Origin of the sequence: Roseateles flavus (assembly GCF_039872765.1) — a bacterium.
Classification (GTDB): Bacteria; Pseudomonadota; Gammaproteobacteria; order Burkholderiales; family Burkholderiaceae_C; genus Roseateles_B; species Roseateles_B flavus.
In genome coordinates this window covers 719,947-744,970 of record NZ_JBDPZC010000001.1, presented here as the reverse complement: position 1 = coordinate 744,970, position 25,024 = coordinate 719,947, and the positions used below count along the sequence as shown (strand labels likewise).

The window sequence follows — 25,024 nt, the reverse complement described above, 5'->3', positions numbered from 1 at the left end:
AGGCGCTCAGGAGCGCCTGTCTGCTGGTGCGCCGGAGCTTACAGCTTCAGCGTCCAGCGCCCTGCCAGGGCACTGCCGGGCTGGCCCAACAGCACCATGCGGCAGTCGCTCACGGCACCCCAGACCTTGCCACTCTGGCGGAATGCGGCAGCGGGGTCCATCAGGTAGTGGCCCTCATCCACCTGCAAGACACCTTCCGCCAGGCCTGGAGTGGCCAGACCGTCCAGTTGGCCCTCGGTGACTTGCCAGTTGATGGATGGGTCCTCTTGCATGCGCAGTTTCCACATGAGCGGAATGCCAACGCCCAAGCTTCTGCTCACGGTCACGCTGCCGCGGCGGCCATCGACCCAGCCCTTGTCAGCAAAGCTTCCAATGTCGAGCCCCAGTCGATCTGGGCTGACGAAGTTTCCGAGGGCCAAGCCCCGGTTGTCGTTGCTGGTGCAGTTTGAAGTCCAGTCGGGCAGACCGGACACGTAGGACAGCCCCAGCCACACGTGCTGCGCCCCTGTCGCCCGATCCCGTTCGGAGCGAAACAGCAGGATGCTTCCATTGCGCAGCCTGCTTGCCCGCGCGTGGATCACCTCGGTCCCTGACAACAACTCAAGCTCGTCGCCCACAAGGCTCACCGAATACGTCTTTCGAAGCGATGCCGGGCAAGCGTCCACGGAGATCCCGGCATCGCCCTGGCACAAGGTGAACTGCTGGCCGGAGAACTTTCCTTGCCTGGCTTGGGCGCCCAGCAACTGCCCGACTGGGCCGACCTCCGTGCCCAGGAGGTTCAGCACAGCCCCTTCCAGTGCGTCCAGCGAGCGAACAGGGTTGCGCAGGCCGACATACATCTCGGCGCCTCCCTGGGTTTCATGACTGGCAAGCAGCACATCACTCCTGATGACCAGCGGCATGGCGTGCGTCTGCACGCCCGTGGGCGTCTTGATGTCCCAGTACTGGAACACCGCGCCTGTCAGGTCCGCCTTGACGTCGACCGCTTGCACCTGATCGCCGGTCTGCAAGGACATCCCAGTCCCTCTCCAGTGGATCAAGGCAGCCATGCGCTGGCCCCCGAAACTGACAACCTGGAAGGCGGGCATCTCACGGCCAGCGACATCCAGCGCAAGCGCGTTGTTGTCGGTGCGCAGTTCCCCGGCCGCTTCGACCCTGGACCAGACCCCGCTGGAGGCCTGAGGCTCGACGGCATAAGTCGCTCGCAGCTGCACCGTCGCGCCCTTGGGCACACGCGCCAGCGCCGCCTGCGGCGTCATGGAGGACGGGCACAAGCCCTGTTCCGAGCCTGCACACTTCAGGTCGAGCAGTTGCATCTTCGGCAGCGGCTGATGCGTCCACGTCACGTCGAGTGCATCGTCCGGCCCCGCATTGCGCAAGGTGAACTCGTAGTGCTGCACACGCGTCTCGCCCTGCATCTCCTCCACCGGTGTACCGGCCGTGACCGCGAGGTCAAAGGAACGCCACCGGGTGATGTGCCGGCTGGTGGCCACACTGCCGCCACCACCCTGCAGGTGGGCCTCGAAGGGCAGTTCGGCACTCAGCCCCGCCTCCGTCTTCACCGACTGCCGCAGGCTCACGCGGGCCCCCGCGCCCAGCTTCGCCACACGCAGGCGGCCATCGGACTGGACCTCGCAGCGCACGGCCGCCGCGGTGGATTCGCAATCCCATCGCACCTGGCGCACCCGGGCTTCATCGCTGACGGCGACGAAGACCTCCGCGACCTCCGCCGGCCCCTCGTTGACGAGCCGCCATTCGCGGACCTGCACGCTGCCACTGGGCAGCGATGGCGTTTGCAGCTGCAGGGACAGCTGCTGCGTCGTGTCCACAGACGGACCGCCGCCTCCGCAGGCGGACAGCAGCCCGCCGATGACCCAGGCGCTGGCGAATGCCAGCCCGGCCGTCGCCCACGGCGATGCCTTGCCTTCTTGCATGGATTCCCCCCAATGTCTTGTTGCTGTTGACTGCGTGCCATCGGCCTGCAGGGCCAGGTCTTGACCCACTGCAGGCGCATGCACTCCGCTGTGCCCTGGACGCGTCGCCACATGGCATGGGCCTCTGGTGTGCCCTGGCAGACCCCGCAGTTTATCGGCCCCGACGCAGGCCGGACCTTCGCGGGCGCATGCTGACGCCTCGCGGCATGCGCCCGCGAAGGCAGGCCGGCTCGCGAAGCCCGCACGCCGCTGCACGGGGGGCGGTACAAGTCCGCAGTCCCTTGACTCGGCACGGGCGGCAGGCGGCGGGCACGGGCTATGCTGCCGGCCGGAAGTCCTCGCCATGCCGTGTACCGCCCACCCCTGCCCTGTCCCGCTCAGGCGCCAGTTGCTGCTGGCGGCCTGCGCTGCCGGCATGGCCCCCGGCGCGCAGGCGCAGCCGCCCCTGCTGATCCGGCACAACATGGCCGATGGTGACGAGTCCACGCCACCTTACCGCCTCCAGGTCCTGCGCCTGCTGCTGGACCGCACTCTGGCCAGCCACGGCCCCTACGCGCTGCGGGCCGACGGCAGTGCCACCACGCAGAGCCGCGCCCTGGCCCAGCTCCGCGCTGGCGACCTCGACGTCTGGGCCAGCATGTGCTCGCGCAGCCGTCAGGACGCCGGCCTGAGCATTCCCATCTGCCTGCGCCGCGGTGTCAACGGTGTGCGCCTGCCGGTGGTGCTGGCCGAGCGACGCGGCGAGTTCGAGGGCCTGCGTCACCCGATGGCGCTGCGGACCTACCGCTACGGCCAGGTCAGCCACTGGCCCGATGTGCGGGTGCTGGCCGGCAATGGCTTCAAGCTGGAGGCCGTGCAGACCCTGGAGGCCTTCCCGGCCATGCTGCGACTGCGCCGCTTCGACATCTTCCTGCTGGCCGCCGATGAAGCGCACGCCATCGTCGAGGCGCACCCGGACCTCCTGGTGCTGGACCGCTGGTGCCTCGCCTATCCCTCCGTCTACGGCTTCTTCGTCAACGCCCGCCAGCCCGCCCTGGCCCGGCGCCTGCGTGAGGGCTGGGCGCAGAGCCTGGCCGACGGCAGCTTCGCGGCCCTGTTCGACGCCCATCTAGGCCCGCAGCTGCAGCGCGCCCAGCTCGACAAGCGCCTCTGGTTCCGCCTGCCCAACCCGGACCTGCCCGAGGGCATGCCGCTGCGCGAGCGGGGCCTGTGGCATCCCCTGGTGTGGCAGCGGCTGCTGGCGCCGGCGGCCTCGCTCAAGCGCTGAGCCACCCCGGCAGGGCCCGTGGGAACGGGCGGCCACCCTGGAAGAACTGCCAATAGGGTTGCGCCGGATGTCTGCAGGCAAACCCCGAGTCCATCGGCCCCGGCGGCCACCACACTCCGGATCGCGCGTGCAGAAGTTGTGCGGCATGCGCGTCCATAACAAGCCGGGCCGCAAGGCCTGAACCATCCATCCATCTGTACGAGGCAGATATGCACACGAAACTTCTGAAGTCCCCCATCGCCCGCACCCTGGGCGTCGCTGCGGCGCTGGTCCTGGGAGCACTGGGAGCCCAGGCCGCCACCGTCAACAACACCTACATCCAGAACTCGGCCACCGAGATCCGCGGCCAGCTGGGCGGCTATGCACGGCCCACCGTGTACGTGGACCGCAATGCCTGCGGCGAGGGCATCCCCGGCAATGCCGTGGCCTGCGGCCCCTACACCATCAGCGTGGGGGTGAGGTTCCTGCAGGGTCAGGAGAACAGCTACGGCAACTACGTGGCCAAGTTCATCATCGCGCACGAGTGGGGCCACAGCATCCAGTTCACCCGCGGCATCTACAAGCAGGCCCCCATGCAGGAGCTCCAGGCCGACTGCGTGGCCGGCACCTTCGCCAAGTACGCGCAGACCTCGCTGGGCTATCCGGCCTTCATCGAGTCGGCCGTGCGCTCGGCCCGTGCCGCGGCGGACTACTCCACCCACGGCTCGCCCTCGCAGCGTGACTACTACGCGCGCTACGGCTACGCCAACGGCCTGAGCCGCTGCCTGAGCCTGTAAGGAGCCCGGTCATGAGCCCCAAGCATCTGGTCCTGGCTGCCCTGGCGGCCACCGGGCTCACGCTGGCCGGCTGGCACTGGCTGGACGAGCGCGAGGCGGCGCGCGCCGAGGAAGCCCAGGCTCGCGCCAAGGCCGAGGCGGCCCAGCGCAATGCGGGGCTCAACACCGGTCTGGCCGACCTGTTCCGCCCCATGCCGGCCAGCGGCGCCCAGGCGCAGGGCGCCGGCGCCAACGGTCAGCAGGTCTGGCTGGCCGCGGGCCAGGGCGGCTCGCCGGGCACGGTGCCCGGCATGCCGCCGCCCGACATCCAGGTCGAGACCCCGCAGCAGCGCGCCGAAGCTGAAGCCCTGCGCAAGCTGGGCTATCACATCGACCAGCGCTACTACCAGATGAGCCTGGCCGAGCTGCGCCAGGCGGCCAACGGCGGAGACCGGCAGGCGCTCACGCACCTGGCCGAGCGCTACCTCTTCGCGCTGGACGGCAAGCCGCAGGATCCCGAGCACGAGCCCGGCTATCCCTACCGCGAGGCCGCCCGCGAAGCGCTGCGCCAGGCCTATGTGCGAGGCAATCTGCATGCGGCGGCCATCATCTCGGAGTCCTACCTGCTGGAGAAGCGGCCCCTGGATGCGGCGGCCTGGAACCTGGTCGCGCGGCGCTCGGGCGACACGCTCAGCGCCGACTGGTTCGTGGGCACCAAGGACTACCAGCAGCTCAACGAGTCCCAGCGCAGCGAGGCCACGCGCATGGCGGACAACCTCTGGGCCGACCTGGAGGCCCGGCGGCAGGCCAAGGGCTGAAGGCCCCCGGCCCAGGCAAGAACGGCAGCCCTCGGGCTGCCGTTCCTTTTCCTGGCTTCGCGTTCAGAGGCGGGTGAAGGGCCCGCTGGCCAGCCAGCGCTCGATCTGGGGCTGGCGGTCATTGCCCCAGAAGGGCTCGCCGTCGATGAGGAAGAAGGGCGCGCCGAACACGCCCGCGGCCACCGCGGCCTCGTTCACCGCGCGCAGGCGCTGCTTCCAATGCTCGTCCTGCCAGGCGGCCTCGGCGGCCTGGGCGTCCAGGCCCAGCTCCGTCACCAGGGCCCTGAGCTGGGCCGCGTCGCTGAGCACCACACCGCGGGTGAAGTAGGCCCGCAGCCCGGCCCGCGCGAAGCTCACGGCCTGCTGTGCACCCTGGGTGTCATGCAGCCACCAGAAGACACGCGCCGCGTTGTGCGTGGCGATCGGGAAGTGCTCGGGCTGCCGGTAAGGCAGGCCCGCGAAATGGGCGGAGCGTTCGAAGTCCCGCAGCGAATAGTCGCGCTTGATGGGATGGGCCACCGGCGGCTTCAGCTCGGCGGCCTGGAAGGTCACGCCCAGCAGGATGGCATGCCACTGCACGGTGCGGCCGTGGCGCGCGGCCACGGCATTGACCCACTCCGAGGCGACGTAGGAATACGGCGAGGAGAAGTCGAAGTAGAACTGGAGGGGCGGGCGGGCCGGGGCAGGCCGCCCGGCAAAGGGCGATTCACTCATGCCGCGACCTTAGGCCATTTCCCTTGCGCGCGCAGCCCGGGCTTTCGCTCCCCGCGCGTGCCCCTCACCGTTCAGACCAGGGCACGCCCGATCAGGATCTTCTGGACCTCGGAAGTGCCTTCGTAGATCTGGGTCACGCGCACATCGCGGTAGATGCGCTCGACAGGGAAATCGCTGACATAGCCGTAGCCGCCGTGGATCTGGATGGCCGCGGAGCAGACCTTCTCGGCCATCTCCGAAGCGAAGAGCTTGGCCATGGCCGCCTCCTTCAGGCAGGGCTGGCCGGCGTCCTTCAGGCTGGCGGCGTGCCAGATCAGCTGGCGCGCGGCCTCGATCTGCGTGGCCATGTCGGCCAGCTTGTGCTGCATGGCCTGGTGCTCGAAGATGGGCACGCCGAAGGCCACGCGCTCCTTGCTGTACTTCAGCGCCGCCTCGAAGGCCGCGCGGGCCATGCCCACGCTCTGGCTGGCGATGCCGATGCGGCCGCCCTCCAGGCCCGACAGCGCGATCTTCAGGCCCTGCCCTTCCTCGCCCAGACGGTAGCGCACGGGGATGCGGCAGTTCTCGAACAGGATCTGGGCGGTGTCGCTGGCGTGCTGGCCCATCTTGTCCTCGATGCGGGCCACCGTGTAGCCCGGCGTCTTCGTGGGCACCAGGAAGGCACTGATGCCCTTCTTGCCGGCGGCCTTGTCGGTGACAGCCATCACGATGGCCACGTCGCCGTTCTTGCCGCTGGTGATGAACTGCTTGACGCCGTTGAGCACGTAGTCGTCGCCATCGCGCACGGCCGTGGTCTTGAGGCCGCCAGCCTCGGAGCCCACATGCGGCTCGGTGAGGCAGAAGGCCCCCAGCATGTCGCCGCGAGCCAGGGGCTTGAGGAACTCCTGCTTCTGCTCCTCGTTGGCAAAGGCCATCAGGATCGAGCACACCGGGCAGTTGTTGACGCTGACCACGGTGGACGTGGCGCCGTCGCCCGCGCCGATCTCTTCCAGGATGATGGCCAGGGCCAGGTAGTCCAGGCCCGCGCCGTCGTACTCGGTGGGCACGGCCACGCCGTAGCAGCCCAGCGCGGCCAGGCCTTTCAGCTCCTCGGCCGGGAAGTGATGGCTCTTGTCCCACTCGGCCGCCTTGGGCGCGATCTGGTCTTGCACAAAGGCGCGCACGGCGTCCTGCACGGCACGATGGTCTTCACTGAGCAGCATGAGAGGGGTACTCCGGGGGGCTGGGAAATCGGGAGATCCGTGGATCGTCGGGAAACGAGGACGAGGCGCCTCGTGAGCGCCTCACCAGGCCAGGGGCTGGCCGTCGAAATTGAAGAAGCCGCCATTGTCGGACGGCTGCAGCCGGGCCAGCAAGGCGCGCATGCCGCCGATGCTGGTGGCAGGGTCGATGTCGGCGCCGGCGCCGCCCATGTCGGTGCGCACCCAGCCGGGATGCAGGCTCACGCAGATGGCGCGGCCCGCGAGTTCCAGGGCGGCGTCCCGCATCACCGAGTTCAGCGCGGCCTTGGAGGCACGGTAGAGCCAGCCATGGCTGTTCTCCCTCAATGCCAGCGAGCCCATGATGGACGAGATCATCGCCACGCGCGCTTGCGGCGCCAGGCTGTCCAGCAGCTGCGGCAGCAGGCGCATGGGGCCCAGCACATTGGTGTGCATGACTTGGTCGAAGTCGGCCTCCGCCGGGGTGACCAGGCCGTCGGTGCGCGCCCCGAAGACGCCGGCATTGAGCACGACCTCGTCAAAGGCCTCGCCGTCGATCTGCCAGGCCAGGCCGGCGCAGCTGGCCACGCTGGCCACGTCCAGCCGCAGCGCCTTGGCGCCCAGGGCCTGGAGGGCGGCCAGGCCCTCGTCACTTCGGGCCGTCGCGACGACGCGGTCGCCCGCCTCGCGGTACTGGCGCACGAACTCCAGGCCCAGGCCGCGGGAGGCACCGATGATCAGGACATGCTTCATGAAGGTCGCCTCGACGGGCGCCAAAAGGAAGGCGCGGGCCGGACCCAGCCGGCAGCCGCGCCTCGTGGGGCCGGGGGCAAGACCCGACCCTCAGTTTCAGATCAGCTCGCCGCCCACGGCACGACGGCCTGCGTCGAGATTCACAGGATCTCGACGCCCACGGCCGTCGCTTCACCGCCGCCGATGCACAGCGAGGCCACGCCGCGCTTCAGGCCGCGGTGCTTCAGCGCGCCCAGCAGGGTCACCAGGATGCGGGCACCCGAGGCGCCGATGGGGTGGCCCAGGGCCACGGCACCGCCGTTGACGTTGACGATCTCGTGCGGCAGCTTGAACTCGGCCATGGCGGCCATGGTCACGGCGGCGAAGGCCTCGTTGACTTCCCAGAGGTCCACGCTCTTGGCGTCCCAGCCGTTCTTGGCCAGCAGCTTCTGGATGGCACCGACCGGGGCCGTGGTGAACCACTCGGGGGCGTTGGCATGCACGGCCGTGCCCACGATGCGAGCGACGGGCGTCAGGCCCATCTTGGCGGCGGTGCTCTCGCGCATCAGCACCAGGGCGGCAGCCCCGTCGGAGATGCTGGAGGAGGTGGCGGCGGTGATGGTGCCGTCCTTCTTGAAGGCGGGCTTCAGGCCGGGGATCTTGTCCAGCTTGGCCTTGAAGGGCTGCTCGTCCCGGCTGATGACCACGTCACCGGCCTTGCCGGCCAGGGTCACAGGGGCCATTTCCCAGGCGAAGCTGCCGTCCTCGTTGGCCTTCTTGGAGCGCTCGGTGGAGGCGATGGCGAACTGGTCCTGCGCCTCGCGGCTGAAGGCGTACTTGCTGACGCACTGCTCGGCGAACACGCCCATGGCCTTGCCGCGCTCGTAGGCGTCTTCCAGGCCGTCCAGGGCCATGTGGTCGTACATCTGCGCGGCGCCGTACTTCACGCCCTTGCGCGCGAACATCAGGTGCGGGGCATTGGTCATGGACTCCATGCCGCCGGCGATGAGGATGTCGGCGCTCTCGGCCTTCAGGGTGTCGTGCGCGAACATGACGGCGCGCATGCCGGCGCCGCACATCTTGGACAGGGTCACGGCACCGACAGACTGCGGCAGGCCGGCCTTCAGCACGGCCTGGCGAGCGGGGGCCTGGCCCTGGCCGGCCATCAGGCAGTTGCCCATGAAGGCTTCCTGGATGGCATCGGCGGGCACGCCGGCGCGCTCCACGGCGGCCTTGATGGCCACGGCGCCCAGCTCCCAGCCGGCGAGGTTGGAGAAGTCACCCAGCAGGCCACCGATGGGCGTGCGGGCGGCGGAGACGATGACGATGGAGTCGGACATGGAGGCTCTCCTGGAATGGACTCAAGGGGTTATTGGATGGGCAGCTCGCGGTCCAGCGGATCGGCCGGCGGGGCCAGCACCGCTGCGCCTGCGCGCTGGGCTTGGAAGCGCTTGTGCGCCTCGTAGGGAAAGACGTCGTGCACATGGCCGGCCAGGATGCGCTCCTTGTGGCCCTGCCAGAAGCCGGCATCGAGCAGGTCGGCGTGGTGGCGCATGAAGAGCTCGCGCACGCCGGGATGGCCCAGCAGGAAGGGGCCGAAGGTCTCGGGGAAGACGTCGCGCGGGCCGACGGCATACCAGACCTCGCCGGACAGCTCCTCCTCCTCGGTGCGCGGCGTGGGCACCTTGCGGAAGTTGCAGTCGGTGAGGTATTCGATCTCGTCGTAGTCGTAGAACACCACCTTGCCGTGGCGGGTCACGCCGAAGTTCTTCCAGAGCATGTCGCCAGGGAAGATGTTGGCAGCCACCAGGTCCTTGATGGCATTGCCGTACTCGACCACGGCATGCTCCAGCTGCGGCGGCGTGGCCTCCTGGATGTAGATGTTCAGCGGCACCATGCGGCGCTCGATGTAGACGTGCTTGAGGATGAGGTCGTCGCCCTTCTCCTCGATCAGGCTGGGGCAGAAGGTCTTGAGCTCGCGGATCAGCTCTTCCTCGAAGCGGTAGCGCGGGAAGGCGACGTTGCTGTACTCCAGGGTGTCCGCCATGCGGCCCACGCGGTCGTGCTGCTTGACCAGCAGGTACTTGCTCTGGATGAGCTCGCGCGTGGTCTCCTTCTGCGGCGGGAAGTAGTCCTTGATCAGCTTGAAGACGAAGGGGTAGCTGGGCAGGTCGAAGACCAGCATCACCATGCCCTTGATGCCGGGGGCGATGCGGAACTTGTCGCTGGAGTGGCGCAGGTGGTTGAGGAAGTCGCGGTAGAAGAGGTTCTTGCCGTGCTTTTGCAGGCCGATGGCGCTGTAGAGCTCGGCCCGCGGCTTGCGCGGCATCAGCGAGCGCAGGAACTGCACGTAGGCGCTGGGCACCTCCATGTCCACCATGAAGTAGGCGCGGGCGAAGCTGAAGAGCATCAACAGGTCGTCCTCGCCGAAGAGCGCGGCATCGATCTCCAGCAGGCCACGCTGGTTGTGCAGGATGGGCAGCGCGAAGGGCGTCTCGGTGAAGCCGTTGATGATCTTGCCGACCAGGTAGGCGCCCTTGTTCCGGTAGAACAGGCTGGACAGCACCTGGATCTGGAAATTGGTCCGCCAGCGGAACAGCCCCAGCTCGCGCTGCACGGCATTGAGGACGCCGTCGACATCGCGACCCAGGTCCTCGAAGTCGCGCGCCAGCTGGAAGTTGTGGACGATGCGGATCATCGTCTCGCGCAGCGTCTCCCGCGTGGGGTAGTAGCAGCGGAAGGTGGGCGTGGCGGCGGGCTCCTCGTTCTCGATGTACTCGGTCGAGACCGCGGGCCGCACGAAGATGAAGTCGTTGTGGAAGTAGGCGTGGTGCAGGATGCGCGTGCAGGCCGAGTTGAAGAAGGTCTCGGCCAGCTCGGGCTGCAGGTGGTTGGTCAGCAGGCCGATGTAGTGCAGCTTGACCTGCTGCCACACGGCCATGGGCAGCTGGCTGACCTGGAACTGCTGCTCCAGCAGCTCCACGCATTCGTCCACCCGCTTGTCGTAGAACTCGATGCGCTGCGCCTGCGCCCGCTGCTGGCCGTGCCAGTCCGCCCGCTCGAAGCGCTTCTTGGCCTCGGCCGTGGTGGCGCGGAAGAGTCGGTAGTGCTTGTTGAAGCCGCCCAGCAGGGCCTGCGCGATCTGGTGGGCGCGGGAGTCGGTGAGCTGCTGGGGAAACATGGCGGGGCTGGGGCGGGCTAGGGACAGGCGCTCAGCTTACGCGGGCCGCTTCGTAGCGCTTCTTGACCGCGGTCAAGGCCTTCTGGAAGGCCGAAGCCAGCTGCTCGGGCGCCCCCACCGTGATGCGGAGGTCTTCCAGCAGACCGTTGTGCAGGCCGTAGACCCAGCCGTGCACCACGATCTCCTGGCCGCGTGCCCAGGCGTCCTGCACGACGGTGGTCTGGCAGGCATTGCGGGCCTGCTCCAGCACATTGAGTTCGCACAGGGCGTTGACGCGCTGGCGCTCGTCCAGGCTTTCCAGCCATTCCATGTGATGGTTGCGCACGTCCTGCACATGGCGAAGCCAGTTGTCGACCAGGCCTACGCGCTGGTCCAGCAGCGCGGCCTTGACGCCGCCGCAGTTGGAATGGCCCACCACGATGATGTGCTTGACCTTCAGCGCATCGACGGCGAACTGCATCACCGAGAGGCAGTTGAGGTCGGAATGCACCACCACGTTCGCGACATTGCGATGCACGAAGAGCTCGCCCGGCAGCAGGTTGACCAGCTCGTTGGCCGGCACGCGGCTGTCGGCGCAACCGATCCACAGGTATTCGGGCGTCTGCTGCTTGAGAAGACGGGAGAAGAAGCCGGGCTCGCGTGTTTCGGTGTCGAGGGCCCAGCGCTTGTTGCTGTCCAGCAGTTCTTGCAGTTCGGTGCTCATGGCCGCATTGTCGAATCGTGGGGCGGACCAGCCCTGCCCATTGGGCAAGGCTGACTTCGTTCCGGGACCTTGCCGGGGCCCCGGGCGGGCGTCACATCGTCTCGGCGAACAGCTCGCGGCCGATCAGCATGCGGCGGATCTCGCTGGTGCCGGCGCCGATCTCGTACAGCTTGGCATCGCGCCACAGGCGGCCCAGCGGGTACTCGTTGATGTAGCCGTTGCCGCCGAAGATCTGCACGCCCTCGCCGGCCATCCAGGTGGCCTTCTCGGCGGTCCACAGGATCACCGAGGCGCAGTCCTTGCGCACCTGGCGCACGTGGTCCGTGCCCAGCATGTCCAGGTTCTTGGCCACGGTGTAGGCGAAGGAGCGGGCGGCCTGCAGCACGGTGTACATGTCGGCGACCTTGCCCTGGATGAGCTGGAACTCGCCGATGCTCTGGCCGAACTGCTTGCGGTCGTGGATGTAGGGGATCACGTTGTCCATCACGGACTGCATGATGCCCAGCGGGCCGCCGGTCAGCACGGCGCGCTCGTAGTCCAGGCCGGACATCAGCACCTTGGCGCCGCTGTTGACGGCCCCCAGCACGTTCTCGGCCGGCACTTCCACGTTCTCGAAGACCAGCTCGCCGGTGTGGCTGCCGCGCATGCCCAGCTTGTCCAGCTTCTGGGCGATGGAGAAGCCCTTCATGCCCTTCTCGATCAGGAAGGCCGTGACGCCGCGCGCGCCCAGCTCGGGCTCGGTCTTGGCGTAGACCACCAGGGTGTCGGCGTCGGGGCCGTTGGTGATCCACATCTTGGTGCCGTTGAGCAGGTAGTAGCCGCCCTTGTCTTCAGCCTTGAGCTTCATGCTGATGACGTCGGAGCCGGCGCCCGGCTCGCTCATGGCCAGCGCGCCCACGTGCTCGCCACTGATCAGCTTGGGCAGGTACTTCTGCTTCTGGGCCTCGTTGCCGTTGCGGTTGATCTGGTTGACGCACAGATTGCTGTGCGCGCCGTAGGACAGGCCCACCGAGGCGCTGGCACGGCTGATCTCCTCCATCGCGACCATGTGAGCCAGGTAGCCCATGTTGGCCCCGCCGTACTGCTCCGGCACGGTGATGCCCAGCACGCCCAGCTCGCCCATCTTGCGCCACAGGTCCATGGGGAACTGGTCCTTGTGGTCGATCTCGGCGGCACGCGGGGCGATCTCGGCCTGCGCAAAGTCGCGCACGGCGTCGCGCAGCGCGTCGATGTCTTCACCAAGTTGGAAATTCAGGCCGGGCAGGTTCATCTCAGTCTCCGAGGCAAGTTGTCGAACGCCTGCGCGCCGGGCTTCGGGGGCGCGTCCAGGCCGGCGCCCAGCATCATCGGCGCCGGGTGCCAGTTTACGTTTACGTAAACGTCAATTCTAGCGCCGCTGTGCAATTCGTCGCAGCATGGGCGATGCAACCGTTCTCAACATTTCAAGCAAATACGAAAGTAGCTCACACTTATTCGACCGCTCGGTAGGACGCCGCACTCGACGGCAAGGAGCGGACAGGAGACTCTCATGCTGAACCAATGGTCCTTCCGGCGCCGCATCGCCCTGCTCACCGTCAGCGCCATGCTGGGCGTGCTGGTGCTGCTGCTGCTCACCATCTACCAGACCCATGTCGAAATCAATGGCAGCCGCCGCGAGATGCTGCAGACGGCGGTCCAGTCGGTCCACCAGGTCGTCGAGAACTACCGCCAGCAGGCCGCCAGCGGCAAGATGAGCCAGGCCGAGGCCCAGGCCATCGCCAAGGAGGTGATCCGCAGCGCCCGCTACGGCGGCGCCGACGGCAAGACCGAGTACTTCTACGCCTGGACGCTGGACGGCGTCAGTGTGATGCACCCGACCAAGCCGGACTGGATCGGCCAGAACATGGTGGGCAAGGTCAAGGACGGCGCCGGCAACGACATCATCCAGCAACTGGTGGACAGCATGCGGGCCAGCCGCGACGGCCGCGCCTACGTGCTGACCCAGTTCCCCCGCCCCGGCAAGACCGAGCCCGTGCCCAAGCTGCAGCTGGTGATGGCCATTCCGGAATGGAACTGGATGGTTGGCTCCGGCCTGTACCTCGATGACGTCACCAGCCAGGTCTGGAGCGCTGCCCTGGGACGCCTAGGCCTGGGAGCCCTGGTCCTGGCGGGCGTGGGCCTGGTCGGCTGGGCCATCACCCGCAGCGTGCTGCAGCAGCTGGGCGGCGAGCCCAGCGCAGCCATCGCCGCCATGCGGGCCGTGGCCGACGGCGACTTGCGGGGCAGCGCAGGCTCCGCTGCCGAGGCCAGCCTGCTGGGCCAGCTGCAGCACATGGTCGACGCCCTGCGGGGCACCATGGCGCAGCTGCGCGCCGCCGGCGACTCCATCAACACGGCCGCCGGCGAGATCGCCCAGGGCAACCACGACCTCTCCGCCCGCACCGAGCAGACGGCCTCCAACCTGGAGCAGACCGCCAGCTCGATGGAGGAGATGAACGGCGCCGTCAGCCAGTCCGCCGACACCGCGCGCCAGGCCAACCAGCTGGCCGTCTCGGCCGCCCAGGCCGCCCAGCGCGGCGGTCAGGTGGTGGACCAGGTGACGCAGAGCATGCAGCGCATCACCGACAGCTCGCGCAAGATCGGCGACATCATCGGCGTGATCGACGGCATCGCCTTCCAGACCAACATCCTGGCCCTGAATGCCGCCGTGGAAGCCGCCCGCGCCGGGGAGCAGGGCCGCGGCTTCGCGGTGGTGGCCGGCGAGGTGCGCTCCCTGGCCCAGCGCAGCGCCGAGGCGGCGCGCGAGATCAAGACCCTCATCGGCACCTCCATGGGCAATGTCGAGCAGGGCGCGGAGCTGGTGCAGCAGACCGGGCAGGCCATGCAGGACATCACGGCCAGCGTCAGCCGGGTCTCCGACTTGATCGGCGAGATCGCCGCCGCCTCCGCGGAGCAGCGCGACGGCATCCAGCAGGTCAACCAGGCCGTGGCCCAGCTGGACCAGATGACGCAGCAGAACGCCGCCCTGGTGGAGGAATCTGCGGCGGCGGCGCAGTCCATGCGCGAGCAGGCGCATCAGCTGTCGGAGGCGATCTCCGTCTTCCGGCTGGACTGAAGGCGCCCCCGCCCTGCCCGGCCAAGCGTGACCTGCGCCACGGCGCAGCCACGCGGGGCCGTGGTCTGCCTCTGGAAACTTGCACCAGATCATGGAGTGCGGGCAGAGCGCTGCCTAGCATGGCGCCTTCCAAGGAAGTCCCATGCGCCAGAACCTGCCTGTCACGCAGCAAGTCCACGAGATCCCGCACGATGCCACCCTGATGTCGGTGACGGACCCCCAGGGGCGCATCACCTACGCCAATGCGGCCTTCAGCGAGGCCAGCGGCTTCGGCATCGAGGAGCTGCTGGGCCAGCCCCACAACCTTGTCCGCCACCCGGACATGCCGCCCGAAGCCTTTGACGACCTCTGGCGAAGCCTCAAGGCCGGCCAGGCCTGGAGCGGCATCGTCAAGAACCGGCGCAAGAACGGCGACCACTACTGGGTCAAGGCCAATGTCACGCCCCTGCAGCGCGAGGGCCGCCTGCTGGGCTATGTGTCCGTGCGGACCCGGCCGCAGGCGAGCGAGGTGCAGGCTGCGGAAGCGCTCTACGCGACCCTGCGCAAGGGCAGTGCCCGGACGCCTCGCCTGCACCAGGGCTGGGTGCTGCCGCGCACCCGGTTCAGTCCCGCGGCCCTGGCCCACACCCTGTCCTGGCGCGCCCGCTGCCTGCTGCCACTGGCCGCGCTGTGGCTGGGCGGCCTGGCGGCTGCCGCGCTGGCCGGACTGGGCGGCAGCGCCCTGCTGCTGCTCGCGATGGGCAGCGGCCTGCTGGCCCTGCTGGCCTCGGCCTGGCAGGAATGGCAGCTGGTGCGCCCCGTGCTGCAGCTGAATGCACAGGTCCAGGCCCTGGCCTCCGGTCGGGTCGAGGAGATGCGCCAGCCCGCCCGCAGCGACGCCCTGGGCAAGGCCCTGCGCGCCCTCAACCAGGTCGGGCTGAACCTGAAGGCCCTGAGCGGGGATGTCCAGCACCAGACCCGCGGCATGGACGCCGCCAGCCACGAGATGCGCGTGGGCCACCAGGACCTGCATGCACGCACCGAGGCGGCCGCCGCCCAGCTGCAGCAGACGGCCGCCTCCATGGACCAGCTCAGCGCCGCCGTGAGCGCCAATGCCGCCTCCGCTGCGCGGGCGGCCCAGCTGATCGCCGAGGCCCGGGAGAATGCGCGCCTGGGCGGCGAGCAGATGACCACCATGGTGCAGACCATGAACGGCATCAGCGAATCCAGCCGGCGCATCGCGCCCATCATCGGCCTGATCGACAGCATTGCCTTCCAGACCAATATCCTGGCCCTCAACGCCGCCGTCGAGGCGGCCCGCGCCGGCGAGCAGGGCCGCGGCTTTGCCGTGGTGGCCAGCGAGGTGCGGGGGCTGGCCCAGCGTGCGGGCGAGGCCGCCCGCGAGATCCGCGGCATGATTGCCAGCAGCGCCGAGCAGGTCAGTGCCGGGGCCCATGTGGTCACCGAGGCCGGCCAGACCATGCAGGGCATCGTCGAGGAGGTGAAGGACCTGGCGGTCCTCATCGCCGGCATCAGCCTCTCCACGCAGGAGCAGGCCCAGGGCCTGGCGCAGATCAGCCAGGCCGTGGCCCAGCTGGACCACATGACGGGCCAGAACGCGGCCCTGGTGCAGCAGTCGGTGACGGCCTCGGGCGAGCTCAAGGAACGCACCGAGCGGCTCAGCGCCGCGGCGCGCGTGTTCTGCTGAGGCGCCGGCTGCGCGGGCGCCCGTTCAGGCCCCGGTCAGAGGAATCGCTCCAGCAGCTTCCTCGAATGCCGGTCCAGCGCGAAGCGGTCCGGCACCAGGAACTGCAGGCCGTGGCTGCTGGTGATCAGCAGCTTGCCCTCGCCCAGGCGGCGGATGTCCTCTTCGGTCTTGAGGATGAACTGGGCCTCGCCGCGCTCGGTCTGCACCGTCCACTGGCTGGGCGTCGAGAAGGTGCTCACGGCCAGCAGGGCCTGCACCGTGGGCATGAACTCGCGCACCTCGAACTCGGCTTCCAGCAGCGCGCGGTCGGCCGGCGGCAGCGCCGAGAGGCGCGGGATCCAGGCCAGCTCGTGACCGTCCTGGCCCACGAGGGAGACGCCCTCGTCCGGCGCGGAGATGGGATGGGCGCGCACCGGGGTCACGCTGGCGTGGCACTGGCCGTCGGTGTCGACCAGGTCGAGGCGGCCGAAGGCATTGCGGGAGAGTCGCTGGTAGGGGGTCGTCATGGGGCTCTCGCTGCTCATCAGGCGCTGACCGTGTGGGCGTTGGGGTTGGGCAGGGTCATGGGCTCGGCCTCTTCAGCGTCGACGCGGCGGGCCTGGGCCTCATAGAGCCGCCAGTAGGCGCCCTTCTTCTCCATCAGCTCGTCGTGCGGGCCGACCTCGACGATCTGCCCGCGGTCCATCACCACCAGGCGGTCCGCCTTGCGCAGGGTGGACAGGCGGTGGGCGATGGCGATGGTGGTGCGGCCCTTCACGAGGTTGTCCAGGGCCTTCTGGATTTCCTTCTCGGTCTCGGTGTCCACGGCCGAAGTGGCTTCGTCGAGGATCAGCAGGCGCGGGTTGATCAGCAGGGCGCGGGCGATGGAGATGCGCTGGCGCTCGCCGCCGGAGAGGCCCTGGCCACGCTCGCCCACCAGGCTGTCGTAGCCATGGGGCAGGCGCAGGATGAACTCGTGCGCATGGGCGGCGCGGGCCGCGGCGACGATCTCCTCGCGCGAGGCGTCCGGCTTGCCGTAGGCGATGTTCTCGGCAATGGTGCCGAAGAAGAGGAAGGGCTCCTGCAGCACCAGGCCGATGTGGCGGCGGTAGTCGGCCACCGTCACGCGGCGCAGGTCGGTGCCGTCGATGCGGATCGAGCCCTCCGTGACGTCATAGAAGCGGCAGATCAGGTTGACCAGGGTGCTCTTGCCCGAGCCGGAGTGGCCCACCAGGCCGATCATCTCGCCGGGCTGGATGTCCAGCGAGAGCCCGCGGATCACCGCGCGGTTGCCGTAGCGGAAGCCGATGTCCTGGATCTGCAGGCCGCCCGTCACCCCACCGAGCTTCACCGGATTGGCGGGGTCGGGCACGTTGGACTGGTGGTCCAGGATGTCGAAGATGCGCTTGGCGCCGGCCGCCGCCTTCTGGGTGACGGAGACGATGCGGCTCATGGAGTCCATGCGGCCGTAGAAGCGGCCGATGTAGGCCAGGAAGGAGGTCAGCACGCCCACCGTGATGTCGCCGTCGGAGACCAGGTAGATGCCGAAGGCCCACACCACCAGCAGGCCGATTTCCGTCAGCAGCGAGACCGTGGGCGTGAACAGGCTCCAGGTCTTGTTGAGGCGGTCGTTGACCTTGAGGTTGTTCTGGTTGGCTTCCTTGAAGCGCTTGGCCTCGCGGCGCTCCTGGGCGAAGGCCTTGACCACGCGGATGCCGGGAATGGTGTCCGCCAGCACGCTGGTGACCTCGCCCCAGACGCGGTCGATCTTCTCGAAGCCGGTGCGCAGGCGGTCCCGCACCAGGTGGATCATCCAGGCGATGAAGGGCAGCGGCAGCAGGGTGGCCAGGGCCAGCCAGTGGTTGATGGAGAAGAGGATGATGGCCGTCATGCCCAGCATGAGCACGTCGGTGATGAAGTCCAGGGCGTGCAGGGACAGGAAAACGCTGATGCGGTCGGTCTCCGAGCCGATGCGGGACATCAGGTCGCCCGTGCGCTTGTTGCCGAAGTACTCCAGGGACAGCGACAGCAGGTGCTCGAAGGTGGCGGTGCGCATGTCAGCGGCGATGCGCTCGGACACCAGGGCCAGGATGTAGGTCTTAGCCCAGCCCAGGATCCAGGACACCAGCCCGGCGCCCAGCAGGCCGCCCAGGTAGTAGGCCACCAGCCAGGGGTCGATCTTGTGGCCCTGCTGGAAGGGGATCAGCACCTCGTCCATCAGCGGGCGGTAGAGGTAGGGGCCGACCAGCGTGGCCCCGGTGGCCCCCAGCATCAGCAGGAAGCCCAGCAGCAGCTGGCCCTGATAGGGCCGGGCGAAGCGCCACAGGCGCAGCAGCACCCAGGTGGAGGGCGGCGTGTGCAGTTCACGCTCGCAGGTGGGGCATTCCTCGCTCTCCGGAGGCAGCGGGGCCTTGCAGCTGGGGCAGAAGCCCACCTCCTCGGCCTCGGTGCGCGGGCCATCGTCCCGGCGCTCGAAGGCCTCCTGGAAGCGCTGGGCCTGCAGGTTGATCGCCAGGGTGAAGCGCCAGAAGGCCAGGCGGCCGCTGGCGTCCACCAATTCCAGGCAGCCCACGCCGGCGTGGTCGGTGAGACGCAGCTCCAGGCCGGGGTGCAGGGGCCATTCGGACCACTGGCGGCTGCCGGCGTCGAAGGCCAGCAGGCGCTGCCGGGTGAGGGCCAGCAGGCCCACGCCGAAGCGCAATTGACCGTCGAGGTCAACCTCCAGGCTGGCCAGGACGTTCTCGCCCTTCAAGAGACGCGAAGTCAGAGTCGCCCACTCGGGATGCTTGGCGGACGCGTCGTCCACAGGATGTTGATGCTGCATTGTTCTTTCGTTCTGAACGCCCCCGGGGCGGCTGCCGGCGACCGCGCGATTTTCGCGCATCCTGCAACGCTCCCGCCGCCCAATCGATGACAGGCGAGCAGGTCCTCACTCACCGAACGGGCAAAGCCACCCCAAACTGAGAGCAAAATGGCGCCTGGTCGCCAGACGCACATCCCGGCCCTGGCCGGCCTTCCTCCTCCCGATCCGTCCATGCCCCGCCCCATGAGCCGACACGACGACATCCAGCTTTTGCGCGTCAACTACCTGCGTGGTCCCAATATGTGGACCTACCGCCCCGTCCTGGAGGTCTGGCTGGACCTGGGCCGGCTGGAGGAATTTCCCTCCCACAAGCTCGAGGGCTTCAACGAGCGGCTGACGGCCGCCCTGCCCGCCCTGGTCGAGCACCACTGCGGCGTGGGCGAGCGCGGCGGCTTCCTGCAGCGCCTCACCGAAGGCACCTGGATGGGCCATGTGCTGGAGCACATCGTCATCGAGCTGCTCAACCTCTCCGGCATGCCCACCGGCTTCGGCCAGACCCGCTCGACCTCCAAGACGGGCGTCTACCGCATGGTCTTCCGGGCCCGTGACGAGCAGGTGGCCCGCGCCGCCCTGGCCGAGGGCCACGCCCTGATCATGGCCATGATCAATGCCGAGACCTTCGACGTGAAGGCCGCCGTGGACCGCATCCGCGACAAGGTCGACGACTGCTACCTGGGCCCCTCCACCGCCGCCATCGTGGCCGCCGCCACCGATCGACGCATCCCCCACATCCGCCTGAACGACGGCAACCTCGTGCAGCTGGGCCACGGCGCCCGCCAGCGCCGCATCTGGACCGCCGAGACCGACATGACCAGCGCGATCGCCGAAGGCATCGCCCGGGACAAGGACCTCACCAAGAGCCTGCTCAAGAGCGTGGGCGTGCCCGTGCCGGCCGGCACCGCGGTCAAGACGGCCGCCGAGGCCTGGGAAGCCGCACAGGACATCGGCCTGCCCGTGGTGGTCAAGCCCTCCGACGGCAACCACGGCCGCGGCGTCACCCTGGACCTGCGCCAGGCGGCCGACGTCGCCGCCGCCTTCGAGCTGGCCGACAAGGAAGGCTCCGAGGTCCTGGTCGAGAGCTACATCCCCGGCAACGAGCACCGCCTGCTGGTGGTGGGCGGGCAGGTCGTGGCCGCCGCCCGCGGCGACGAGGCCTGGATCACCGGCGACGGCCAGCACACCGTCACGCAGCTGGTCGACCTCCAGATCAACACCGACCCGCGCCGCGGCCTGACCGAGGACTTCCCCCTCAACCGCATCACGATCGGCGAAGACGCCGTCGTGCTGCTGGACCTGCAGCGCCAGGGCGTGACGCCCGAGGCCGTGCCGGCCGCGGGCCAGCGCGTGCTGATCCAGCGCAACGGCAACGTCGCCATCGACTGCACGGCGCAGGTCCACCCTGAGGTGGCGCACGCCGTCTCGCTGGCGGCCCGCACCATCGGCCTGGACATCGCCGGCGTGGACCTGGTCAGCACCGACATTTCCAAGCCCCTGTCCGAGACCGGCGGCGCCATCGTCGAGGTCAATGCCGGCCCGGGCCTGCTGATGCACCTGAAGCCCGCCGAGGGCATGCCCCAGCCGGTGGGCCAGGCCATCATCGACCACCTCTTCGACGAAGACGAGACCGGCCGCATCCCCGTGGTCGGCGTGCTGGCCTCGCAGGGCGGCAACCACATCACCCGCCTCGTGGCCTGGCTGCTGCACCTCAACGGCCGCCACGTGGGCCTGGCCTGCAGCGACGGCCTCTTCCTGGGCCCGCGCCGTGTCGAGAAGCGCTCCAGCGCCCGCTGGGACGCCGCCCACCGCCTGCTGATGAACCGCGTGGTCGACGCCGTGGTGGTGCAGAACGACGCCGCCTCCATCCTCAAGGACGGCCTGGCCTACGACCGCTGCCAGGTCGGCGTGGTGACGGACATGGCCGCCTCGGTCGACCTCAGCCACTTCGACACCCTCACCGAAGACCAGCGCTTCAAGGTGCTGCGCACCCAGATCGACGTGGTGCTGGCCGAAGGTGCGGCGGTGCTCAACGCCGCCGAGCCCCGCCTCGTGGAGATGGCCGAGCTCAGCGATGGCGAGGTGCTGCTCTACGCCCGCGAGGAAGGCAACGAGGCCCTGCAGGCGCACCGCGCCAAGGGCGGCCGCGCGGTCTTCCTGCAGGGGGGCACCGCGGTGCTGGCGCAAGGCTCCAGCGAGACCGTCGGGGCCAATATCGCCGCCCTGGTCCAGCGCTTCGCCAAGGCCGGCCAGCCGACCGACGAAGCCACCCTGCTGGCCGCCGTTGCCACCGCCTGGGCCATGAACATCTCGCCCGAACTCATCTCGGCCGGCCTCGACACCTTCGTGCCGGATCTGGCGCAATAAGGCGCCCCGCGCCCTCAACCGAATCTCCCGAAAGACGACGCGAACATGGAAGTCTCTCGCATCCGCGCCCTCCGAGGCCCCAATATGTGGAGCCGCCACACCGCCATGGAAGCGGTGGTGCACTGCACGGAAGCCGAACGCGCGATCAGCGGCCTGGCCGGCTTCGAAGGGCGGCTGCGCGCCCTCTTCCCCGGTGTCGGCGCCCTGCGTGCCGAGATGAGCCTGGCCCAGGTCCTGGAGCAGGCCGCGCTGGCCCTGCAGGCCCAGGCGGGCTGCCCGGTCACCTTCAGCCACACCCACGTCACCAATGAGCCCGGCACCTGCCAGGTGGTGGTCGAGTACAGCGAGGAAGACGTCGGCCGCATGGCCATGGACGACGCCACGCGCCTGGTCCTGGCCGCCATGGGCGAAGGCAGCTTCGACATCGACGAATGCCTGAAGCGCCTGCGCGAGACCGATGAAGACGTGCGCCTGGGCCCGTCCACCGGCTCCATCGTCGACGCCGCGGTCAAGCGCGGCATCCCCTTCCGCCGCCTGACCCAGGGCAGCCTGGTGCAGTTCGGCTGGGGCGCCAAGCAGCGCCGCATCTGGGCGGCCGAGGTCGACGCCACCAGCGCGGTGAGCGAGTCCATCGCCCAGGACAAGGACCTGTGCAAGCAGCTGCTGCAGTCCGCCGGCGTGCCGGTGCCCACCGGCCGCCCGGTCGAGTCCGTCGACGACGCCTGGGACGTCGCCCAGGAGATCGGCCTGCCCGTGGTGGTCAAGCCCCAGGACGGCAACCAGGGCAAGGGCGTGACCGTCAACGTCACCACCCGCGAGCAGCTGGAGGCCGCGTACAAGGCGGCGGACGAGATCGGCCACGTGATGGTCGAGAAGTTCCTGCCCGGCTCCGACTACCGCCTGCTGGTGGTGGGCGACAAGCTCGTGGCCGCCGCCCGCCGCGACCCGCCCCATGTGATCGGTGATGGCGTGCTGACCGTCAAGCAGCTGGTCGACAAGGTCAACGCCGACCCGCGTCGCGGCGACGGCCACGCCACCTCGCTGACCAAGATCCGCTTCGACGACATCGCCGTCGCGCGTCTCACCCAGCAAGACCTGACCCCCGAGTCCATTCCGGCCAAGGGCCAGCGCGTGATCCTGCGCAACAACGCCAACCTCAGCACCGGCGGCACCGCCACGGACGTGACCGATGACGTCCACCCCGACGTCGCCGCCCGCGCCATCGCGGCCGCGCAGGTCGTGGGCCTGCATGTCTGCGGCGTGGACGTGGTGGCCGAGAGCGTGCTGCGCCCGCTGGAGGAGATCAGCGGCGGCATCGTCGAGGTCAACGCCGCGCCGGGCCTGCGCATGCACCTCTCGCCCAGCTTCGGCAAGGGCCGCAATGTGGGCGAGGCCATCGTCAACCACCTCTACGGCCACGGCCACAAGAGCGAGGACGGCCGCATCCCCGTGGTCGCCGTGACCGGCACCAACGGCAAGACCACCACCACCCGGCTGATCGCGCACATGTTCGCGACCTGCGGCCTGCGCGTGGGCATGACCAACACCGACGGCGTCTACGTCGACGGCCGCCAGATCGACAGCGGCGACTGCTCCGGCCCCAAGAGCGCCCGCAATGTGCTGATGCACCCGGACGTCGAGGCCGCCGTCTTCGAGACCGCCCGCGGCGGCATCCTGCGCGAGGGCCTGGGCTTCGACCGCTGCCAGGTCGCCGTGGTGACCAACCTCGGTGACGGCGACCACCTCGGCATGAACTTCCTCAACACCGTCGAGGAGCTGGCCCTGGTCAAGCGCGTGATCGTGCAGAACGTGGCCCCCAGCGGCTACGCGGTGCTCAACGCTTCCGACCCGGTGGTGGCAAACATGGCGGGCGTCTGCCCCGGCCAGATCATCTTCTTCACCGCCGACCGCCATCATGCGCTGATGGCCGCGCACCGCGCCCAGGGCAAGCGCTGCGTCTTCATCGACGGCGACCAGCTCGTGGCCGCTCAAGGCGCCTGGCGCGAGAGCATCCCGCTGCGCGACATCCCCTTCACGCGCGGCGGCATGATCCCCTTCCAGGTCGAGAACGCCATGGCCTCCGTGGCGGCGGCCTGGGGCGTCGGGCTGGACTGGGACACCATCCGCCGCGGCCTGGCCAGCTTCAACAGCGACAGCGACAACGTCCCCGGCCGTTTCAATGTGATGGACTACCGCGGCGCCACCGTGATCGCCGACTACGGCCACAACGGCGATGCCATGCGCGCCCTCGTGGCCGCCGTGGAAGCCCTGCCGGCCAAGCGCCGCTCGGTGGTGATCTCCGGCGCGGGCGACCGCCGTGACGAGGACATCCGCATCCAGACCCAGATCCTGGGCGCCGCCTTCGACGACGCCCTCCTCTTCCAGGACGCCTGCCAGCGCGGCCGGGAAGACGGCGAGGTGCTCAAGCTCCTGCGCCAGGGCCTGGAAGGCGCCACGCGCACCTCCCACATCGAGGAGATCCGCGGCGAGTTCGTCGCCATCGACCGCGCCCTGGAGCGCCTGCAGCCGGGCGATCTGTGCCTGGTGCTGGTGGACCAGGTGGAGGAGGCGCTGGCGCATCTGGCTCAGCGCATCAGCCAGGGCTGATCAAGACCTGACCCCGTCTGCAAGCCCTGGTGCGCTGCGGCCGCCAGGGCTTTTTCACGAGCGACCCATGCCGGGGGCGCTGAGCACCGCGCCCGCCATGGGCCTGGGCGCCCCGCACGACGACCCCGGGGCTCAACCCTGGCCGGCGTCCTCGGCCACGGGTTGCAGCGCCGGCTGGGGCACGGGGTCCGGTGCCCTCTGGGGGCCCGGCCAGTCCGGATCCCGGTGCCGCCGCAGCAGGAAGAGCATGGCCCCCACGGGCAGGGACAGGGTGAACACCCACGGCGCCACTGGCCCACCCTTCGCGAAACCCGCGCCCAACAACAGCACGCTGAGCAACTGCACGCCCCAGTCCCCCGAGCTCCAGTTGAACTGGAACTGGACCAGCCCGCAGGCCACGAACAGCACCCACAGCCACTTGCGCCGCTCGAAGCGGCTGCGCAGGCAGACCACCAGCGCATAGAGGATGAAGAGCGGGATGAGCGCGGACATCACCAGCACCAGGAAGTGAAACGGCCCCTTGCCGTCCAGGGTGAAGTCATTCTCCGAGGCCAAGCTCCGGGTTCTGGGCTGGAAGGTGATGCCCTTGAGCACCAGCTGAGCCTCCTTGCGTTCCAGCACCACCGTGGCGAGCTTCCAGGCGGAGGGATAGCTGTACTCCAGCGTGATCGTGTAGGTGGTGACCCCTGCCTTGGTCAAGGTGTGCGCCCCGACCGCCTGGACCGAGGTCGGCGCGGCCGCCGGCAGGGTCCGGGCTATCGTCTCCAGCTGGGCCGGGAGCTCCGGCGTCCGGTACTGGGGATCCAGCGCCGCCTCGATCGGCGCGAAGTCACGCGCGGCCAGCTTGGCGACGAGGTCCTTCGCCACCTGCACTTCCTCATGGGGCATCAGGGACTCGAACGTTGCAGCCATGTTGCAGCCGGCCAGCAGGAGCAGGACCGAGAACAGCAGAGCAAGGGGCTTGAACATGGTGACTGACTCCTTGTCAGGCCGAGCCTGCGCGATGCGGCATCCCGGCAATCCGCGACGGCTCGCGGGGCCGCCCTGGCCGCGGATTGTGGCGGCCAGGGCGGGCTGTGCGTGACGGGACTAACGCCATGTACGTCATGCCAGGGCCGTGCGCTTCGACC

General features: G+C 69.1%; 18 protein-coding genes. 7 read left to right on the top strand and 11 right to left on the bottom strand.

Going from position 1 to position 25,024, the window contains the following annotated elements:
- Positions 1 to 38: 38 nt before the first annotated feature.
- Positions 39 to 1,934 (bottom strand): hypothetical protein, encoded by a 1,896-nt coding sequence (locus ABDJ40_RS03345; RefSeq protein ID WP_347606052.1) that lies wholly within the window; start codon positions 1,932 to 1,934, stop codon positions 39 to 41.
- Between the two features lie 343 nt (positions 1,935 to 2,277).
- Here ABDJ40_RS03345 and ABDJ40_RS03340 point away from each other — a divergent pair, with 343 nt between their 5' ends.
- From ABDJ40_RS03340 to ABDJ40_RS03330, 3 genes are all read left to right on the top strand, one after another.
- Entirely contained in the window at positions 2,278 to 3,201 is a 924-nt protein-coding gene (locus ABDJ40_RS03340) for a hypothetical protein (RefSeq protein ID WP_347606049.1), read from the top strand.
- Positions 3,202 to 3,410: 209 nt separating this feature from the next.
- Positions 3,411 to 3,977, top strand: a complete 567-nt coding sequence (locus tag ABDJ40_RS03335; protein ID WP_269631843.1) for a hypothetical protein — start codon at positions 3,411 to 3,413, stop codon at positions 3,975 to 3,977.
- An 11-nt stretch (positions 3,978 to 3,988) separates the two neighbouring features.
- On the top strand, positions 3,989 to 4,774 hold the full coding sequence (locus ABDJ40_RS03330; protein ID WP_347606045.1) for a hypothetical protein: 786 nt from the start codon (positions 3,989 to 3,991) through the stop codon (positions 4,772 to 4,774).
- 63 nt (positions 4,775 to 4,837) lie between these two features.
- Here the strand turns inward: ABDJ40_RS03330 and ABDJ40_RS03325 are convergent, their stop codons facing one another.
- The 7 genes from ABDJ40_RS03325 to ABDJ40_RS03295 all read right to left on the bottom strand — a co-directional run bounded on the left by ABDJ40_RS03325 (position 4,838) and on the right by ABDJ40_RS03295 (position 12,573).
- A complete protein-coding gene (locus tag ABDJ40_RS03325; RefSeq protein WP_347606042.1) occupies positions 4,838 to 5,488 on the bottom strand; it encodes a 2-hydroxychromene-2-carboxylate isomerase in 651 nt (216 codons plus the stop codon).
- Positions 5,489 to 5,559: 71 nt separating this feature from the next.
- Positions 5,560 to 6,690 carry an acyl-CoA dehydrogenase family protein gene (locus ABDJ40_RS03320; RefSeq protein WP_347606039.1) on the bottom strand — a complete coding sequence of 377 codons (1,131 nt, stop codon included), beginning with the start codon at positions 6,688 to 6,690 and terminating at the stop codon, positions 5,560 to 5,562.
- Positions 6,691 to 6,771: 81 nt separating this feature from the next.
- Complete coding sequence (locus ABDJ40_RS03315; protein ID WP_347606036.1) at positions 6,772 to 7,440, bottom strand: SDR family oxidoreductase; 669 nt, start codon at positions 7,438 to 7,440, stop codon at positions 6,772 to 6,774.
- 140 nt (positions 7,441 to 7,580) lie between these two features.
- On the bottom strand, positions 7,581 to 8,759 hold the full coding sequence (locus ABDJ40_RS03310) for an acetyl-CoA C-acyltransferase (RefSeq protein WP_347606033.1): 1,179 nt from the start codon (positions 8,757 to 8,759) through the stop codon (positions 7,581 to 7,583).
- A gap of 29 nt (positions 8,760 to 8,788) precedes the next feature.
- A complete protein-coding gene (gene aceK, locus ABDJ40_RS03305; RefSeq protein WP_347606030.1) occupies positions 8,789 to 10,600 on the bottom strand; it encodes a bifunctional isocitrate dehydrogenase kinase/phosphatase in 1,812 nt (603 codons plus the stop codon).
- A 31-nt stretch (positions 10,601 to 10,631) separates the two neighbouring features.
- A complete protein-coding gene (gene can, locus ABDJ40_RS03300) occupies positions 10,632 to 11,303 on the bottom strand; it encodes a carbonate dehydratase (protein WP_347606027.1) in 672 nt (223 codons plus the stop codon).
- 91 nt (positions 11,304 to 11,394) lie between these two features.
- Positions 11,395 to 12,573, bottom strand: coding sequence for an isovaleryl-CoA dehydrogenase (locus ABDJ40_RS03295; protein ID WP_269631850.1), 1,179 nt, complete (start codon positions 12,571 to 12,573; stop codon positions 11,395 to 11,397).
- Between the two features lie 258 nt (positions 12,574 to 12,831).
- On the opposite strand from ABDJ40_RS03295, the gene ABDJ40_RS03290 reads away from it, so the two are divergent.
- Together ABDJ40_RS03290 and ABDJ40_RS03285 are read left to right on the top strand one after the other, a co-directional pair.
- Positions 12,832 to 14,397 carry a methyl-accepting chemotaxis protein gene (locus ABDJ40_RS03290; protein ID WP_347606024.1) on the top strand — a complete coding sequence of 522 codons (1,566 nt, stop codon included), beginning with the start codon at positions 12,832 to 12,834 and terminating at the stop codon, positions 14,395 to 14,397.
- A gap of 142 nt (positions 14,398 to 14,539) precedes the next feature.
- Positions 14,540 to 16,084: a methyl-accepting chemotaxis protein gene (locus ABDJ40_RS03285; protein ID WP_347606021.1), complete on the top strand. Its 1,545-nt coding sequence runs from the start codon at positions 14,540 to 14,542 to the stop codon at positions 16,082 to 16,084.
- Between the two features lie 35 nt (positions 16,085 to 16,119).
- Here ABDJ40_RS03285 and ABDJ40_RS03280 read toward each other — a convergent pair whose 3' ends face one another.
- Together ABDJ40_RS03280 and ABDJ40_RS03275 are read right to left on the bottom strand one after the other, a co-directional pair.
- On the bottom strand, positions 16,120 to 16,590 hold the full coding sequence (locus ABDJ40_RS03280; protein ID WP_347606018.1) for a cyanophycin metabolism-associated DUF1854 family protein: 471 nt from the start codon (positions 16,588 to 16,590) through the stop codon (positions 16,120 to 16,122).
- A 17-nt stretch (positions 16,591 to 16,607) separates the two neighbouring features.
- Entirely contained in the window at positions 16,608 to 18,887 is a 2,280-nt protein-coding gene (locus ABDJ40_RS03275; RefSeq protein WP_347606015.1) for a cyanophycin metabolism-associated ABC transporter, read from the bottom strand.
- Between the two features lie 222 nt (positions 18,888 to 19,109).
- Here ABDJ40_RS03275 and ABDJ40_RS03270 point away from each other — a divergent pair, with 222 nt between their 5' ends.
- A complete protein-coding gene (locus ABDJ40_RS03270) occupies positions 19,110 to 21,287 on the top strand; it encodes a cyanophycin synthetase (RefSeq protein WP_347606013.1) in 2,178 nt (725 codons plus the stop codon).
- 45 nt (positions 21,288 to 21,332) lie between these two features.
- Positions 21,333 to 23,894 (top strand): cyanophycin synthetase, encoded by a 2,562-nt coding sequence (gene cphA / locus ABDJ40_RS03265; protein WP_347606010.1) that lies wholly within the window; start codon positions 21,333 to 21,335, stop codon positions 23,892 to 23,894.
- A gap of 132 nt (positions 23,895 to 24,026) precedes the next feature.
- On the opposite strand, the gene ABDJ40_RS03260 is transcribed toward cphA, so the two are convergent.
- Positions 24,027 to 24,863, bottom strand: coding sequence for a hypothetical protein (locus ABDJ40_RS03260; RefSeq protein WP_347606007.1), 837 nt, complete (start codon positions 24,861 to 24,863; stop codon positions 24,027 to 24,029).
- Between the last annotated feature and the right edge of the window lie 161 nt (positions 24,864 to 25,024).